The following is a 13,495-nucleotide window of genomic DNA, read 5'->3' on the forward strand; positions in this document are numbered from 1 at the left end:
ATGCTAGGGCGATCACGGCGCCATCCGATGGCGAATCCTTCTGCTTGCACGGCTCGAATGGCACCATCCGTGCGTGGACGCCATCGATCGCGCAATCATCGCCGCCCTGCGGATCGACGCGCGCCAGTCGAACGTCGACCTGGCCGAACGCGTCGGGCTCACGCCGGCGCCGTGCCTGCGGCGGGTCCGGCGGCTCGAGGAGGACGGGGTGATCACCGGGTACCGCGCCGTGATCGACCCCGCGCTGGACGGCCGGGGCTTCGAGGTCCTGGTCAACGTCGACCTGGTGGCCAAGGACCGCGACGCCTTCCTCGCGTTCGAGGACCAGGTGTCGGCGTTCGAGGAGGTCGTCGAGCTCTGGCGCATGTTCGGCCTCCCCGACTACGTCATGCGCGTCGCGACGCGGGACCTCGAGGCGTACGAGGCCTTCGTCGTCGACCGGCTCAGCCGCGCGACGGGCCTGGCGAAGATCGACTCGCACCTGCCGATGCGGAAGATCAAGTGACCGCGCTCGTCCTCGACCTCGCGGGCACGTTCGCGTTCGCGCTGAACGGCGCCATGACGGCGGTGCGGGCGGCGCGGCTGGACATCGTCGGCGTCGTGACCCTCGCCATGATCACCGCGCTGGGCGGCGGGATCCTGCGCGACGTCCTGCTCGGGGCCCTGCCGCCGGCCACCTTCAGCGACTGGCGCTACCTCGTCGTCGCCGCGGTCGGCGGGCTGGTGGCCTTCGCGCTGAGCCGCCAGCTCGAGCGGGTCGCCCTCGCGGTCACCGTCTTCGACGCCCTCGGGCTGAGCCTCTTCGCCGTCACCGGGACCACCCGCGCGCTCGACCTCGGCGCCGGGCTCGGGCAGGCGATCCTGCTGGGCGCGATCACCGCGGTCGGGGGCGGGACGCTGCGCGACGTGCTCGTCCGCCGCGTGCCGACCGTGCTGTCGAGCGAGCTGTACGCGATCCCGGCGCTCGTCGGCGCCGGGATCGTGGCCGTCGCCGCGCGGCTGGAGCTCACGGGACTGCTCGTCGCCCTGCTGGCCGCCGGCGCCTGCTTCGGCCTGCGCATGCTCGGCGTGGGCCTGCACCTCAACGCGCCGCGGCCGCCGGGTGGGACGGCGGGGTCGGCGAGACCGGTGTGAGCGCTCGGCGAGCCAGGCGCTGGCGGCGGTGGGCGCTCATGCGCACCGGCGCGTCGGCCCAGCCGTACCCGTCGTCGTCGCCGAGGCGCTGGACGAGGGCGAGGAAGACGCGCCCGGCGAGGACCTCGGTGCACACCTGCAGATAGGCGCCGTCGGGGCCCTGGTCGTGCAGGACGCCGAGCTCCCGGTAGGCCGCGAGCCGGTCGGACGGCAGCTCGACGCGGGCGGCGAGGTCGTCGTAGTAGTTGTCCGGCATCGCGAGCAGGGGCGCCCCGGCGGCGCGCGCGGCGCGGGCCGCGGCGACGACGTCGTCGACGGCGAGCGCCACGTACTGCGGCTCGGGGACGCCGGGCGCCCACTCGCCGCGACGCAGCAGCGACACGGTCAGCGCCAGCCGGACGCGACGGGCCGGGTCGGCGAGGGCGCGGCTGCGGACGAGGCCGAAGGGGGCCGCGAACTCGCCCGCGCTCCCGGGCGTCAGCCCGAGGACCGCGCGGTAGAACAGCGTCGCCTCGTCGAAGTGGTCGAAGGGCTGGGCGAGCCCGACGTGGTCGATCCCGCGCACGCCGATGCCCGCCGCGGTCTCCCCGGTCGCGCGGAAGTCGCCCGCCCAGTCGGCGTCGACCCCGGGCCGGCAGAAGAACAGCGCCGTGCCGTCCGGAGCCGTGACCGCAGGGAGGTCGGCCTCGGCGGGCCCGCGCGAGCGGGGCAGCGGCGGCGCCCCGAGACGGGCCGCGCGGCGGGCGGCGGCGGACGGGTCGGCGGACTCGACCGCGAGCGCGCCGACGGCGGTCGCCCGTTCCCCGGAGCGGTTGACGAGGACGCGGGCACCGCCCTGCTCCCACCGGTCGACGGGCTTGGTGCGGTGGTGCCCGGTGCGGGCGAAGCCGAGGGCGGCGAGCGTGTCGTCGAGGGCGGGCTCGGCCCCGCTCGTGGCGATCTCGACGAACGCCGTGCCCTCCACCGCCGGTGCCGGCCCGCCGACGGGGTCGGTGCCCGCGCCCCGGGCGGCGGTGGCCTCGGCGAGGGCGAGCAGCGACCGGTGCGCGTCGGCGGCGGTGCGCACGGGGTCGGCCTGGCGGAAGACGTCGTTGAACACCTCGAGCGAGAGCGGGCCGCGGTAGCCCGCGCGCAGCACGGCGGCGAGGAAGCGCGGCAGGTCGAAGCCGCCCTGACCGGGGAAGAGCCGGTGGTGGCGGCTCCACTGCAGGACGTCCATCGCGAGCACCGGGGCGTCGGCGAGCTGCAGGAAGAATATCTTCTCGCCGGGGACGTCCGCGATCCCGTCGACCTCGGTCGTGCGGGAGAGCACGTGGAAGCTGTCGAGGCAGAGCCCGAGCGCCGGGTGGTCGGCGCGCCGGACCACGTCCCACGACGCGTCCCAGGTGTTGACGTGCCGGCCCCAGGCGAGGGCCTCGTAGGCCAGCCGCAGCCCCTGCTCGGCGGCCCGGTCGGCCAGCCCGTGGAGCTGGGCGGCCAGCCGGTCGGGGTCGGCGACGGCGTCCGCGCCGACCGAGGAGCACACCAGCACCGTGTCGGTGCCGAGGGCGCGCATGACCTCGAACTTGTGCTCGGCGCGGCGGTGGTTCGCGGCGAGGCGGGCCTCGTCGGTGGAGTCGAGGTCGCGGAAGGGCTGGTAGAGGTCGATCGACAGGCCGAGGTCCGCGCAGCGCAGCCGCACCTCGCCGGGCGACATCGGCGAGGCCACGAGGTCGGGCTCGAAGATCTCGACGCCGTCGAAGCCCGCGGCCGCGGCGGCGGCCAGCTTGTCGTCGAGGGCGCCGGAGAGGCAGACGGTCGCGACGGCGGTGCGGGGGTCAGCCGGCACGGGGGTCCTCCCGGGGTGCGGTGGTGGACTCGGTGGTGAACTCGGTGGCGGGCTCGGTGGTGGGCGCCGTGTCAGCGACCAGCTCGGCGAGGTGACGTCGCATCCGGGCGGTGTCCGGGCGCCGCCCGGTGAACAGGTGCAGGGCGTCCGCGGCCTGGTGGACGGCCATGAGGCCCCCGTCGAGGGTCCGGGCGCCGACGCCGGACGCCACCCGGAGCAGCTCGGTGTGCAGCGGCCGGTAGACGATCTCGGCGACCCACAGCCGGGGGTGCAGCACCGCCGCGGGGACGGGCAGGCCGGGGTGCTCGGCCATCCCGGTCGGGGTGGCGTGCACGAGGCCGTCCGCGCGGGTCAGCACGTCGCCGATCGCGTCGACCGGCACGGCGGTGGCGCGTCCGGCGCCAAAGGTCGCGGCGAGGCGGGCGGCCAGGGCGCGGGCGCGGTCGTCGTCGACGTCGAGGACGTGGACGACGCCGGTGCCGGCGGTCAGGAGGGCGTGCGCCGCGGCCGCGCCCGCCCCGCCGGCGCCGAGCAGCGCGACGTCGCCGCGGGCGGCGCCGGGCAGCCCGGACTCGAGCGCCGCGGCGAACCCCGACCAGTCCGTGTTGTGCCCGACGGCGCGCCCGCCGTCGAACACCACGGTGTTGACCGCGCCGATCGCCGCGGCGTCCGCGGAGAGCGCGTCGAGGTGGTGCAGGACATGCTGCTTGACCGGGTGCGTGACGTTGACCCCGCGCAGGCCCGCCGCACGGGCCCGGGCGAGCACGGCGCCGACGTCGGCGGGCGCGGCGCCCAGCGCGTCGAGGTCGAAGCGCGTGTAGCGGTACGACAGCCCGAGGGCGCGGGCCTCGCGCTCGTGCAGCGCCGGGGACAGCGACGGTCCGATGCCGGCGCCGATCAGCCCGGTGCGGACGGGGCGCGCGTCGACGACTGATGCCACGGGTCGCAGCGTACGTACTAGTTGGTTCATAGTCGACGGGTGCGATCCACCGCCTCGGAGCAGCCTAGGGTCGGTCCGGTGACCGGAGAGGACAGCGCCGGGGACGTGGTCGAGCGCCGGCGCGACGCCGCGCGCACCCGCGCCGACCTGCTCGCCGTCGCCACCACGGAGTTCGCCGACCACGGGTTCTCCGGGGCCCGCGTCGACGAGATCGCCGACCGCACCCGCACCACCAAGCGGATGATCTACTACTACTTCGGCAGCAAGCGCGGGCTCTACCTGGCGGTGCTCGAGCACGCCTACGCCGGCATCCGGGCGCTCGAGTCCGAGCTGGCGGTCGACCACCTCGACCCGGCCCGGGCCCTGCGCGCCCTCGCCGAGCTGACCTTCGACCACCACGAGTCGCACCCCGACTTCGTGCGGCTCGTGGCCATCGAGAACATCCACCGTGCTGAGCACCTGCGCGAGTCCGAGGCCCTGGCCGGGCTCGCGGCCCCGGCCGTCGACGTACTCGGCGGGATCCTCGAGCGGGGGCGGGTGTCCGGGCTGTTCCGCACCGACGTCGACGCCCTCGACGTGCACATGGTGATCAGCGCGTTCTGCATCTTCCGGCTCGCCAACCGCCACACGTTCTCCGCCGTCTTCGACCGCGACCTGCTCGACCCCGCGCGGCGGGAGCACTACCGGCGCATGGTGGGCGACCTCGTCGTGGAGTACCTGACGGCGCACGTCGGCCGAACCTGACCGGGGTCGCTTGACACGGCGGTGCGCGTCAACTCACCATCCGGTACGTAACTAGTTGGTACATAGCCGTGCCGAGGGAGTGCCCGTGACCGCACCGCAGGCAGCACCTCCTGCCCAGCCCCGCAAGGCCGCCCTCGCGGCGTGGATCGGCAGCGCGCTCGAGTACTACGACTTCTTCATCTACGGCACGGCCGCCGCGCTGGTGTTCAACAAGCTGTTCTTCCCCGGCTCCGAGCCGGCGACGGGCACGCTGCTCGCGCTCGCCACGTTCGGCGCGGGCTACCTCGCGCGGCCGGTCGGGGCGTTCGTGCTCGGCCACCTCGGCGACCGGTTCGGGCGCAAGCGGATCCTGGTCGCGACCGTGCTGCTCATGGGTGTCGCGACGTTCGCGGTCGGCTGCCTGCCCACCTACGCCTCGATCGGCGTCGCCGCGCCGATCATCCTCGTCTCCCTGCGGCTGCTGCAGGGGTTCTCCGCGGGCGGTGAGCAGGCCGGGGCCTCGTCGACGAGCCTGGAGCACGCCCCGCCGCACCGGCGGGCCTACTTCACCAGCTGGACCCTCGGGGGCACCCAGTTCGGGCAGGTCCTGGCGACGGCGATCTTCCTGCCGGTCGCGGCGCTGCCCACGGAGGATCTGCTGAGCTGGGGCTGGCGCCTGCCGTTCTGGCTCAGCGCCGTCGTCGTGGTCGCGGGGCTGCTCATCCGCCGCACCCTCGACGAGACGCCGGTGTTCACCGAGCAGGAGCAGCGCGGCGAGACGGCCCGCGCGCCCGTCGCGGTGCTGCTGCGCGAGCACCTGGGGTCGGTGGTCCGCGTGGTCTGCGCGGCCACCATCGCGACCGTCAGCACGATCTTCACCGTCTACGCGCTGTCCTACGCCGTGAACGACGTCGGGCTCTCGCGCACCGCGATGCTGTGGGTCGGCGTCGTCGCCAATCTGGTCGCGATCGTCGTCATCCCGGCCTTCGGCATGCTGGGCGACCGCATCGGCCGCAAGCCCGTCTTCCTCGCGGGCTCGATCGGGATGGCCGTGACGATGGTCGGCTACCTCTACGCGATCTCGGCCGGCAGCTACGTCTGGATCTTCGTCTTCGGCATCCTCGTCTTCGGGCTGGGCAACAGCGCCACCGGCGGCGTGTGGCCCGCCTTCTACGGCGAGATGTTCCCCGCGCGCGTGCGCCTGTCCGGCGTCGCCATCGGCACGCAGATCGGCTTCGCCGTCGCCGGGTTCGCGCCCTCGATCGCCGCGGCGCTCGCGGGCGAGGACGGCGGCAACTGGCCGGCCGTGGCGGGCTTCGTCGCCGCGGTGTGCCTGCTCAACATCGTCGCCGTCGCCACCGGGCGCGACTACTACCGCACGCCGACCGAGGACCTCGGCCTGCGCCCGGTGCCGCGGCCGCACGCGGAGGCGCCCGCGGGCTCGTCCGCGTGACCTTCGCCGTCCACGCGATCCGGTTCGCGAGCCGGCCCGGGGTCCGCGGCCAGCACTTCCTCGGCCACGACGCGCGCTCGCACGAGCCGCACCCGACCGCCTACTCCGTCTGGCTCGCGACCGACGGCGAGCACACCGTCCTCGTCGACGCCGGCATCGACCCGACCCGGCCCGCGCCGATCGACGGCCTGGAGTTCCACGGCTCGGCGCTCGACGGGCTCGCGGCGCTCGGCGTCGACCCGGTGCGGGTCGACCACGTCGTCCTGACCCACCTGCACTACGACCACACCGGCACCGTCGCCGCGTTCCCCGCCGCGCGGTTCGTGGTGCAGCGCGCGGAGCTGGCGTACTGGACCGGCCCGGTCGCCGCCCGCATCCGGCGCGAGCAGTGGCTGGTGTCCCGCGCGGACGTGGAGCACCTCACCGGTGCGGCGCGCGACCGGCTCGACCTCGTCGACGGGTCGGTCGAGGTCGTGCCGGGCCTGGAGGTGCACCACGTCGGCGGGCACACCGCCGGCATGCAGGTGGTGCGCGTGCGCACGGCGACCGGCCCCGTCGTCCTCGCCTCCGACGCCGCCCACTTCCACGAGAACCTCGACGCCGACCACCCGCCGCCGATCCTGCACTCGGTCCCGGACGTGCACGCGGCGTTCGACCGGCTCCGCGAGCTCGCGGGCCCCGACGGGCTCGTCGTGCCCGGTCACGACCCCGCCGTCGCCGACGGGAACACGGTCGTCCGCCTGGCCTGACCCCGCGGTCAGGGCGTGACGATCGCGAAGCCCGGATCGGGCGGGTCGAGGACGCCGAGCAGGCGCGGGAGGGCGTCGCGGGCACCGTCGACGACCAGGTCGCCCGACGCCTCGAGCGCCTCCGGCCCCGAGCGTCCGCCGACCAGCCCGAGCAGGGCCGTGCGCCCGATCCGGACCCGCGCGTCGGCCTCGTCGCGCCCCGTCCCCGCGCCGTGCACGAGCACGCCGTGGCGCAGCCGCGTCCAGTGCTGCTCCGCGGCGCCGTCGTCGCCCGTGACCGTCCAGTCGACGCCGAGACGCAGCTCGGCGGCGCGCGGGCCGTCGACCTGGATGGCGACGGAGTCGAAGAGCTGGTCGAGGCTCAGCTGGGCCAGGAGGTCCGGGCTGGCGGTGGTCGTCGGCGTCCCGAGGACATCCCCGCGCAGCTCCGTGGCGCCGGTGAGGAAGAAGTTGCGCCACGGACCGTTCTCGGCGCCGAAGCCCAGCTGTTCCAGGGCGTCCGCCTGCAGCGCGCGGGCGTCGGTGTTGCCGGGGTCGGCGAACACGAGATGGCCCACCAGCTCGGCGACCCAGCGGAAGTCGCCGCCCTCGTACGCGCGGCGCCCGGCGGCGAGCACGGAGTCCGGACCGCCGAGCGCCTCGACGTACCGGCGCCCGGCCGCCTCCGGCGGATGGCCCCAGAGGTGGGCCGGGTTGCCGTCGAACCAGCCCATGTAGCGCTGGTAGACGGCCTTGACGTTGTGGCTGATCGAGCCGTAGTAGCCGTGGGTGTTCCACGCGGCCTCGAGGCCCGGCGGCATCGTGAGCATCTCGGCGATCTCGGCGCCGACGTACCCCTGGTTGAGCAGCCGCAGGGTCTGGTCGTGCTGGTAGGCGTAGAGGTCGCGCTGCTGGGACAGCAGCGCGACGACGCGCTCGCGCCCCCAGGTGGGCCAGTGGTGCGAGGCGAACTCGACGTCGGTGGCGTCGGCGAACAGCTCGATCGCCTCGGTGAGGTAGCGCGCCCACACGTGCGGGTCGCGGACGAGGGCCCCGCGCAGCGTCAGGAGGTTGTGCAGGGTGTGTGTGGCGTTCTCGGCCATGCACAGCGCGCCGCGGTCAGGGAAGTGGAAGTTCATCTCCGCCGGCGCCTCGGTCCCCGGCGTCACCTGGAAGACGATCCGGACGCCGTCGAGCGTCTCCTCCTGGCCGGTGTGCGTGACGTCGCGCGTGGGCGGGATGAGCGTGACCGTCCCGGTGGACGTGGTCATGCCGAGGCCCGCGCCCATCTGCCCGTCCGGACCCACGGGGAGCGCGGCGCCGTACATGTACGCGGCGCGCCGGCTCATCGCGGCGCCGGCGTAGACGTTCTCCGCCACCGCGTGGTGGACGAAGCCCTCGGGCGCGAGGACCGGGACGCGCCCGGCGGCGACGTCCTCGCCGGAGACGACGCCGCGCACGCCGCCGAAGTGGTCGACGTGGCTGTGGGTGTAGATCACGGCGGTGACCGGGCGGTCGCCGCGGTGCTCCCGGTAGAGCGCCAGGCCGTCCGCGGCGGTCTCGGTGGAGATCAGCGGGTCGATGACGATCACGCCGCGGTCGCCCTCGACGATCGTCATGTTCGACAGGTCCATGCCGCGGACCTGGTAGATCCCGTCGGTGACCTCGTAGAGGCCGTGAAGCGCCACCAGCTGGGCCTGGCGCCACAGGCTGGGGTGCACGGTGTCCGGGCGGGGGCCGGCGAGGACGTCGGCCCAGGCGTCGGCGTTCCACACCACCCGGCCGTCCTCGGCGTGCACGGTGCCGGGCCGGCGGGCGGCGACGAATCCCCGCCGCGCGTCCTCGAGGTCGGCGGTGTCGGCGAACGGCAGGCGGTCCTCGGCCTCGCGCGCCGCCGCGGTGATCCCGCGGGCGACGGTCGTCTCGGTCATCCGCGCATCGTCGGGCGGTCGCCGAGGGCGACGCCTCATCCGCCCTGGGTGACGTCCGAGGCGTCGAGCAGGCCGCGGCGCCGGGCCTGGGTGACGGCGTGCCGGCGGTTGTCGACCTGGAGCTTCGCGTAGATGGCGCGGATGTGGGTCTTCACGGTGTTCACCGAGACGGCGAGGTCGTCGGCGATCTCGCTGGTCGAGCGCTGCGTGGGCAGCATCTCCAGCACGGCGTGCTCGCGGTCGGTGAGGACCGCGGGCTCCGGGTGCGCCGTGCCGGCGGGCAGGGCGAGCATGTCCCCGACGAGCGCGTCGGCCCGGCCGAACGAGCCCGCGTGCTCGGCGAGGAACAGCCGTACCGCCGGCGTCAGGTGGTAGAGCGGGCGGACCACCCCGCACCGGTCGGCACGCTCGAGGGCGGCGCGCACCCGTCGGCGGGCGGTCGCCCGCTCCCCGCGGGCCAGGGCGATCTCGGCGTCGAGCAGGGGAGCCTCGACGAGGACGGTGAGCACGAGGGGCGCCCGCTCGCCGTCGAGGGCCGGGGCGAGCAGGCGCCGGGCACCGGGGTCCCGGGCGGTGACCCAGGCCGCCCGGGCCTCGAGGAACGCGAGGTCCGGGGTCCCGGCGAGCCGGTGCGCGACGGCCCGGACGGCCTCGTGGGCCTCGGCCGCGCGTCCGAGCGCGAAGGCCGCCTCCTGCTCGTGGAGGGCGGCGTCGGCGACCTGGTGGTCGTCGAGCGCGCCCGGGTCGCCGGTCATACGGGTGTGCCGGATGCGGCGCCACCCGCCCAGGGCGTCGCCGAGGTCGAACTCGGCGGCCCCGAGGACGGTGGTCACGAGCGCGTGCAGCGAGGGGAAGCGCGCGGGATCGCCGTGCAGCGCGCGGATGGCGTGCTCCCGGGCGCGCGCGGGCCGGCCCCGGTGCAGCTCGGCGGTGCCGAGGATGGCCAGGGCCGCGATCGTCCACGGGCTGTCCGGCCAGCCGTGACGGGTCGCGCGCTCGACCACGGCGGACGCGCTGCGCACCATCGCGAGCGTGTCGCCCTCGGTGGCGCCGGCGATCCCGAGTGCCGACTCCGCCTGGAGCGCGAGATGGGGCAGGCCGTGCCGGCCGGCGATCTCCAGTGCCCGCGCCGCCTCCCGGCGGGCCCGCCCGGGATCGACGGTCGCGAACGCGGTGCCGCGGGTGGCGTGGGCCAGACCGCGCAGCGCGGGCCCGGCGATCGCGTCGGGGTCGACGCGGTGCGCGGCGGCCGCGCCGTCCCCGGGGCGGCCGTGCGCCGCGGCCCGGCGGGCGTCGGCGATGTCCCGCAGCACCGCGTCCCCGCCGCGGGCGTCCGTGTGCGCGAGGATCTCGTCGGCGGCGTCGAGCCGGCCCGTCTCGAGGGCGACGACGGCCCGCAGCAGGGCGAGCGGCGGATCGTCACCGGCCGCCGGGCGCCGGTCGAGGGCGCCGGTCAGGGCCGCGAGCTCCCCCCGGGCGAGGAGGTCGGCGGCCCGGCGGCGCAGGAGAGCCGCGGTCGCCTGCTCGTCGCCGGCGTCGACACTGTGTCGCAGGGCCCCCGCGGGGTCGTCGTGGTCCTCGCACCACGCGGCGGCGCGGTGGTGCAGCGCGGCGAGGTGCTCGGGGTCGCGGCGCCGCAGCCGGGTGAGGATGTGCGAGCGCAGCAGCTCGTGGATGTGGAAGTGCTCGCCGTGGCGGTCGAGCGGTGTCAGCATCCCGCTGCCCGCGGCGAGGTCGGCGAGCACGTCCGCCGCGCCCGGGTCACCGGTCAGGGCCACGGCCTCCTCGACGGCGACGACGCGCCGCACGCTGGTGGCCACGAGCACGCGGTACTCGCGTCCGGACAGGCGCGCGAGGACCTCGTCGACGAGGTAGTCCGCCACCGACCGGTCGTCCCCGGCGAACTCGGCGACGAAGGCGTCGGGGTCGGGCGCGCTGCGCAGCGAGAGGGCCGCCAGGCGCAGCGCGGCGGGCCAGCCCTCGGTCCGCTCGACGAGGGTCGCGATGCGGTCGGGCGCCAGCTCGATGCGCTCGAGGTCGAGCAGGGCCGCGGTCTCGGCGGGGCTGAACCGCAGGTCCGCGGCCCGGATCTCGTTCAGGCGTTCCGCGAGGCGCAGGCGGTCGAGGCCCAGCGGCGGGTCGACCCGGCTGCACAGCACCAGCGCGAGGCGGCGCAGCGGGTGGCGCACCAGCGCCCGGAGCCCGTCGAGGGTGGGGCTCCCGAGGACCTCGTGGACGTCGTCGAGCACGAGGCGCAGGGGCACCGTGAGCTCGTCCAGCGCGTCCACGACGCGGGCGCGCACGGCGGCGGGGTCGGCCGTCTCGGCGACCGGCTCGCGCAGCGGGCTCGTGGCGGGCACGGAGGGGCACGTCGCCAGGGCCGCCACGACGGACGTCCAGAACGTCACCTCGTCGCGGTCGGCGGCGTCGAGCGAGACCCAGGCCGTGTCGACGTGCGGGCGCGCCCGGACCCAGCTCGCGACCGTCGCCGTCTTGCCGTACCCGGCCGGCGCGCTGACCAGCAGCACCGGACGCGACGGCCCGCCGGACCCGCGCACGTCGAGGGCCTCGCGCAGGGCCGGGCGGTCGACGAGCTGCGCGGGGGCGTGGGGCACCGCGGTCTTGGCGCGCGGCATGACCCTCCCTCGGTGCCTCGTGCCAGGGGTCCGGAGATCCAGAGTTGTACGCCGGTCACGCGGCGTTGACCAGGTCATACGCCGCAATGCACCGGGTGAGGGAGGGGCCTGCTCCGGGCGCGCGCCCGCGACGGACCGACCGTACGCAGACGATCACATCGCGTCGCGGAGGGATTCAGCGGCGCCGCCGCCGGACGAGCAGCCCGATGATCACGCCGATGACGAGCGTGATCGTCAGCGCCGCCCACTGCGGCATCACGACCAGCGGGAGCAGGAGGCGGATGCTCACCAGATCCCGGTTCTCCAGCACGAAGATCACCGCGATGACCAGCAGCACCACCGGGATCACCCACCCGGCGCGCCACCAGGGCGTGGTCGTGGTCCGGCCTGTCGTCTTCTCAGCCATGGTCGACCTCCGAGGTCCCGACGGAATCTGTGCTCGGCGGCGCCGTGCCGGGGGGCGCGGCGGCCGGGGGTGTGATGCCGGCTGCGCGGCGCCGCTCGGCGCCCACCTGCCGGAAGATGACCTTGGCGGCCGCGGTGAGGGGGAGCGCCGTGATCGCGCCGAGCAGGCCGCCGACCGACCCGCCGACCAACACCGCGACGAACGCCGCGGCCGGAGAGATCTCGACGGCCTGGGAGAAGACCCGCGGCGCGATGAGGTAGTTCTCCAGCGCCTGGTAGACGCAGAAGAAGACCAGGGTGGCGACGGCCAGGCCGACGCTCACCGACAGGCCGACGCCGATGCCGGCCAGCGACGCCAGCGCGGCGCCCACCTGCGGGATCGCGTCGAGCACGGCGACGACGAGGCCGAGCAGCGCCGGGTAGGGCGTACCGGCGACCAGGAAGAAGACGAACGCCGCGACCCCGGCGATGCCGGAGACGGTCAGCTGGCCCGAGACGTAGCCGCCGATGCGTCCGAGCGCCTGGTCGGCGGTGTCGATGCGGTCGTCGCGCCCGATCATCCGGTCCAGTCCCGCGCGGATCCGGGGCATCGCGAGGGTGAAGTACACGAGCAGGGCGAGCACCGTCACCGTCGCGAAGACGCCGCCGAGCAGGGCGCCGAGCAGGCCGAACACCGCGGCGGCGGAGGTCGCGAGGATGTCGCCCGCCGCGCCGAGCAGACCCTGCAGCTGCTGGTGGGTCGACGGGTCGGCCAGGGCCTGGCCGGTGGTGCTCTGCCGGCCGCCGAGGCGGTCGGCGAGCGAGGAGAGCACGGTCGGCAGCTGGTCGGCGAGCTGGCCGAGCTGGCGTGAGGCGGGCACGACGAGCACCGCGACCAGGCCCGCGACGACGAGCAGCAGGCCCAGGACGATGAGGACGAGGGCCAGGCCGCGCCGGACGCCGCGACGGCCGAGGGCCCGGATCGCGGGCTCGATCCCGACGGCCAGGAAGAAGCCGACGAACACGAGCAGCAGCGCGCCCCGCGCGGCGTAGGCCGCCCCGGCCGCGAGCAGCACCACCAGGACCGTCGCCGTGATCGCGGCGTAGTCGGTCAGGGGCATGCGGCGGGGTCGGGGTGGTTCGCCTGCGGTCCCGGCGGGCTGGGTCATGTCGCTGCCTCTCGGACTCGGGGGCAGGACCGATCGACGGCTCAGCGTGGCGGGCCCCGTCACTGACGGCCTCATTCGTGGCGGGTGAGATCGTCCGCCGCCGTCCCCGGCCGTGCGGCCCGGGCCGTCGCCGGGTGGACGCGGCGGGCGGATCGGGGCCGGTCGCGCCGCGCGGCCGTCGCGGTCCGGCGCGGGCGCGCGCGGATGGTGACCGGGGCGGCGCCGGGCTCACCCGTCAGGGATGACGCCCGCCCCCGCGCGCGGGGCCACGGTGGAAGGCGTCCGGGTGACCGGGGCCTTCCTGCCCGGTCGCGGAGAGGAGAGCGTCGATGAGCCCCGCCCGCTACGAGGTCCGCGTCGCGGGACTGCTGTCCGACGACGTCGCGGCGGACTTCACCGAGTTCACCGTCCAGGACGCCCCGGCCGAGACCGTCATGTACGGCGAGATCGTCGACGACGCCCACCTGCACGGTGTCCTCGCCCGGCTCCAGGCCCTCGGTCTCCAGGTGACCTCCCTGCGCACGGTCCCCGAGTAGAGACCCGCCGTGATCGAGTACATAGATGCAAGC

Annotated in this window: 12 protein-coding genes; 6 read left to right on the forward strand and 6 right to left on the reverse strand. The window is 75.6% G+C overall.

Annotated elements, in window-relative coordinates; genetic code table 11:
* The first annotated feature begins 73 nt into the window (after positions 1-73).
* The gene (locus tag ACR9E3_RS08255) at positions 74-505 is read left to right on the forward strand and encodes an Lrp/AsnC family transcriptional regulator (protein ID WP_460379747.1); all 432 of its coding nucleotides are present in this window, start codon (positions 74-76) and stop codon (positions 503-505) included.
* Complete coding sequence (locus tag ACR9E3_RS08260) at positions 502-1,134, forward strand: trimeric intracellular cation channel family protein (protein ID WP_460379748.1); 633 nt, start codon at positions 502-504, stop codon at positions 1,132-1,134. The genes ACR9E3_RS08255 and ACR9E3_RS08260 overlap by 4 nt, the downstream gene beginning before the upstream one ends.
* On the opposite strand, the gene ACR9E3_RS08265 is transcribed toward ACR9E3_RS08260, so the two are convergent.
* Both ACR9E3_RS08265 and ACR9E3_RS08270 read right to left on the reverse strand, forming a co-directional pair.
* On the reverse strand, positions 1,082-2,962 hold the full coding sequence (locus ACR9E3_RS08265) for a TIM barrel protein (protein ID WP_460379749.1): 1,881 nt from the start codon (positions 2,960-2,962) through the stop codon (positions 1,082-1,084). The genes ACR9E3_RS08260 and ACR9E3_RS08265 overlap by 53 nt on opposite strands.
* On the reverse strand, positions 2,952-3,902 hold the full coding sequence (locus ACR9E3_RS08270) for a shikimate dehydrogenase (RefSeq protein ID WP_460379750.1): 951 nt from the start codon (positions 3,900-3,902) through the stop codon (positions 2,952-2,954). Before ACR9E3_RS08270 ends, ACR9E3_RS08265 begins: the two co-directional genes overlap by 11 nt.
* A 78-nt stretch (positions 3,903-3,980) precedes the next feature.
* On the opposite strand from ACR9E3_RS08270, the gene ACR9E3_RS08275 reads away from it, so the two are divergent.
* From ACR9E3_RS08275 to ACR9E3_RS08285, 3 genes are all read left to right on the forward strand, one after another.
* Positions 3,981-4,646 carry a TetR family transcriptional regulator gene (locus ACR9E3_RS08275; protein WP_460379751.1) on the forward strand — a complete coding sequence of 222 codons (666 nt, stop codon included), beginning with the start codon at positions 3,981-3,983 and terminating at the stop codon, positions 4,644-4,646.
* Positions 4,647-4,731: 85 nt separating this feature from the next.
* Entirely contained in the window at positions 4,732-6,078 is a 1,347-nt protein-coding gene (locus tag ACR9E3_RS08280; protein ID WP_460379752.1) for an MFS transporter, read from the forward strand.
* Positions 6,075-6,827, forward strand: coding sequence for an N-acyl homoserine lactonase family protein (locus ACR9E3_RS08285; protein WP_460379753.1), 753 nt, complete (start codon positions 6,075-6,077; stop codon positions 6,825-6,827). Before ACR9E3_RS08280 ends, ACR9E3_RS08285 begins: the two co-directional genes overlap by 4 nt.
* An 8-nt stretch (positions 6,828-6,835) precedes the next feature.
* Here the strand turns inward: ACR9E3_RS08285 and ACR9E3_RS08290 are convergent, their stop codons facing one another.
* The 4 genes from ACR9E3_RS08290 to ACR9E3_RS08305 form a co-directional block, all read right to left on the reverse strand.
* Positions 6,836-8,737 (reverse strand): alkyl/aryl-sulfatase, encoded by a 1,902-nt coding sequence (locus ACR9E3_RS08290; RefSeq protein WP_460379754.1) that lies wholly within the window; start codon positions 8,735-8,737, stop codon positions 6,836-6,838.
* Positions 8,738-8,772: 35 nt separating this feature from the next.
* Positions 8,773-11,373, reverse strand: a complete 2,601-nt coding sequence (locus ACR9E3_RS08295; protein ID WP_460379755.1) for a LuxR C-terminal-related transcriptional regulator — start codon at positions 11,371-11,373, stop codon at positions 8,773-8,775.
* Positions 11,374-11,548: 175 nt separating this feature from the next.
* A complete protein-coding gene (locus tag ACR9E3_RS08300; protein WP_460379756.1) occupies positions 11,549-11,779 on the reverse strand; it encodes a LapA family protein in 231 nt (76 codons plus the stop codon).
* Complete coding sequence (locus ACR9E3_RS08305; protein WP_460379757.1) at positions 11,772-12,878, reverse strand: AI-2E family transporter; 1,107 nt, start codon at positions 12,876-12,878, stop codon at positions 11,772-11,774. The genes ACR9E3_RS08300 and ACR9E3_RS08305 overlap by 8 nt, the downstream gene beginning before the upstream one ends.
* A gap of 377 nt (positions 12,879-13,255) precedes the next feature.
* Here ACR9E3_RS08305 and ACR9E3_RS08310 point away from each other — a divergent pair, with 377 nt between their 5' ends.
* The gene (locus ACR9E3_RS08310) at positions 13,256-13,462 is read left to right on the forward strand and encodes a hypothetical protein (protein WP_285655781.1); all 207 of its coding nucleotides are present in this window, start codon (positions 13,256-13,258) and stop codon (positions 13,460-13,462) included.
* Positions 13,463-13,495: the final 33 nt, after the last annotated feature.

The organism is Actinomycetospora sp. C-140, assembly GCF_054796175.1.

Bases quoted from the DNA above. Each gene is read 5' to 3' on its own strand.
- ACR9E3_RS08310 (WP_285655781.1), top strand. From the start codon at position 13,256: ATGAGCCCCGCCCGCTACGAGGTCCGCGTCGCGGGACTGCTGTCCGAC.
- ACR9E3_RS08295 (WP_460379755.1), bottom strand. From the start codon at position 11,373: ATGCCGCGCGCCAAGACCGCGGTGCCCCACGCCCCCGCGCAGCTCGTC.
- ACR9E3_RS08290 (WP_460379754.1), bottom strand. From the start codon at position 8,737: ATGACCGAGACGACCGTCGCCCGCGGGATCACCGCGGCGGCGCGCGAG.
- ACR9E3_RS08300 (WP_460379756.1), bottom strand. From the start codon at position 11,779: ATGGCTGAGAAGACGACAGGCCGGACCACGACCACGCCCTGGTGGCGC.
- ACR9E3_RS08305 (WP_460379757.1), bottom strand. From the start codon at position 12,878: ATGCCCCTGACCGACTACGCCGCGATCACGGCGACGGTCCTGGTGGTG.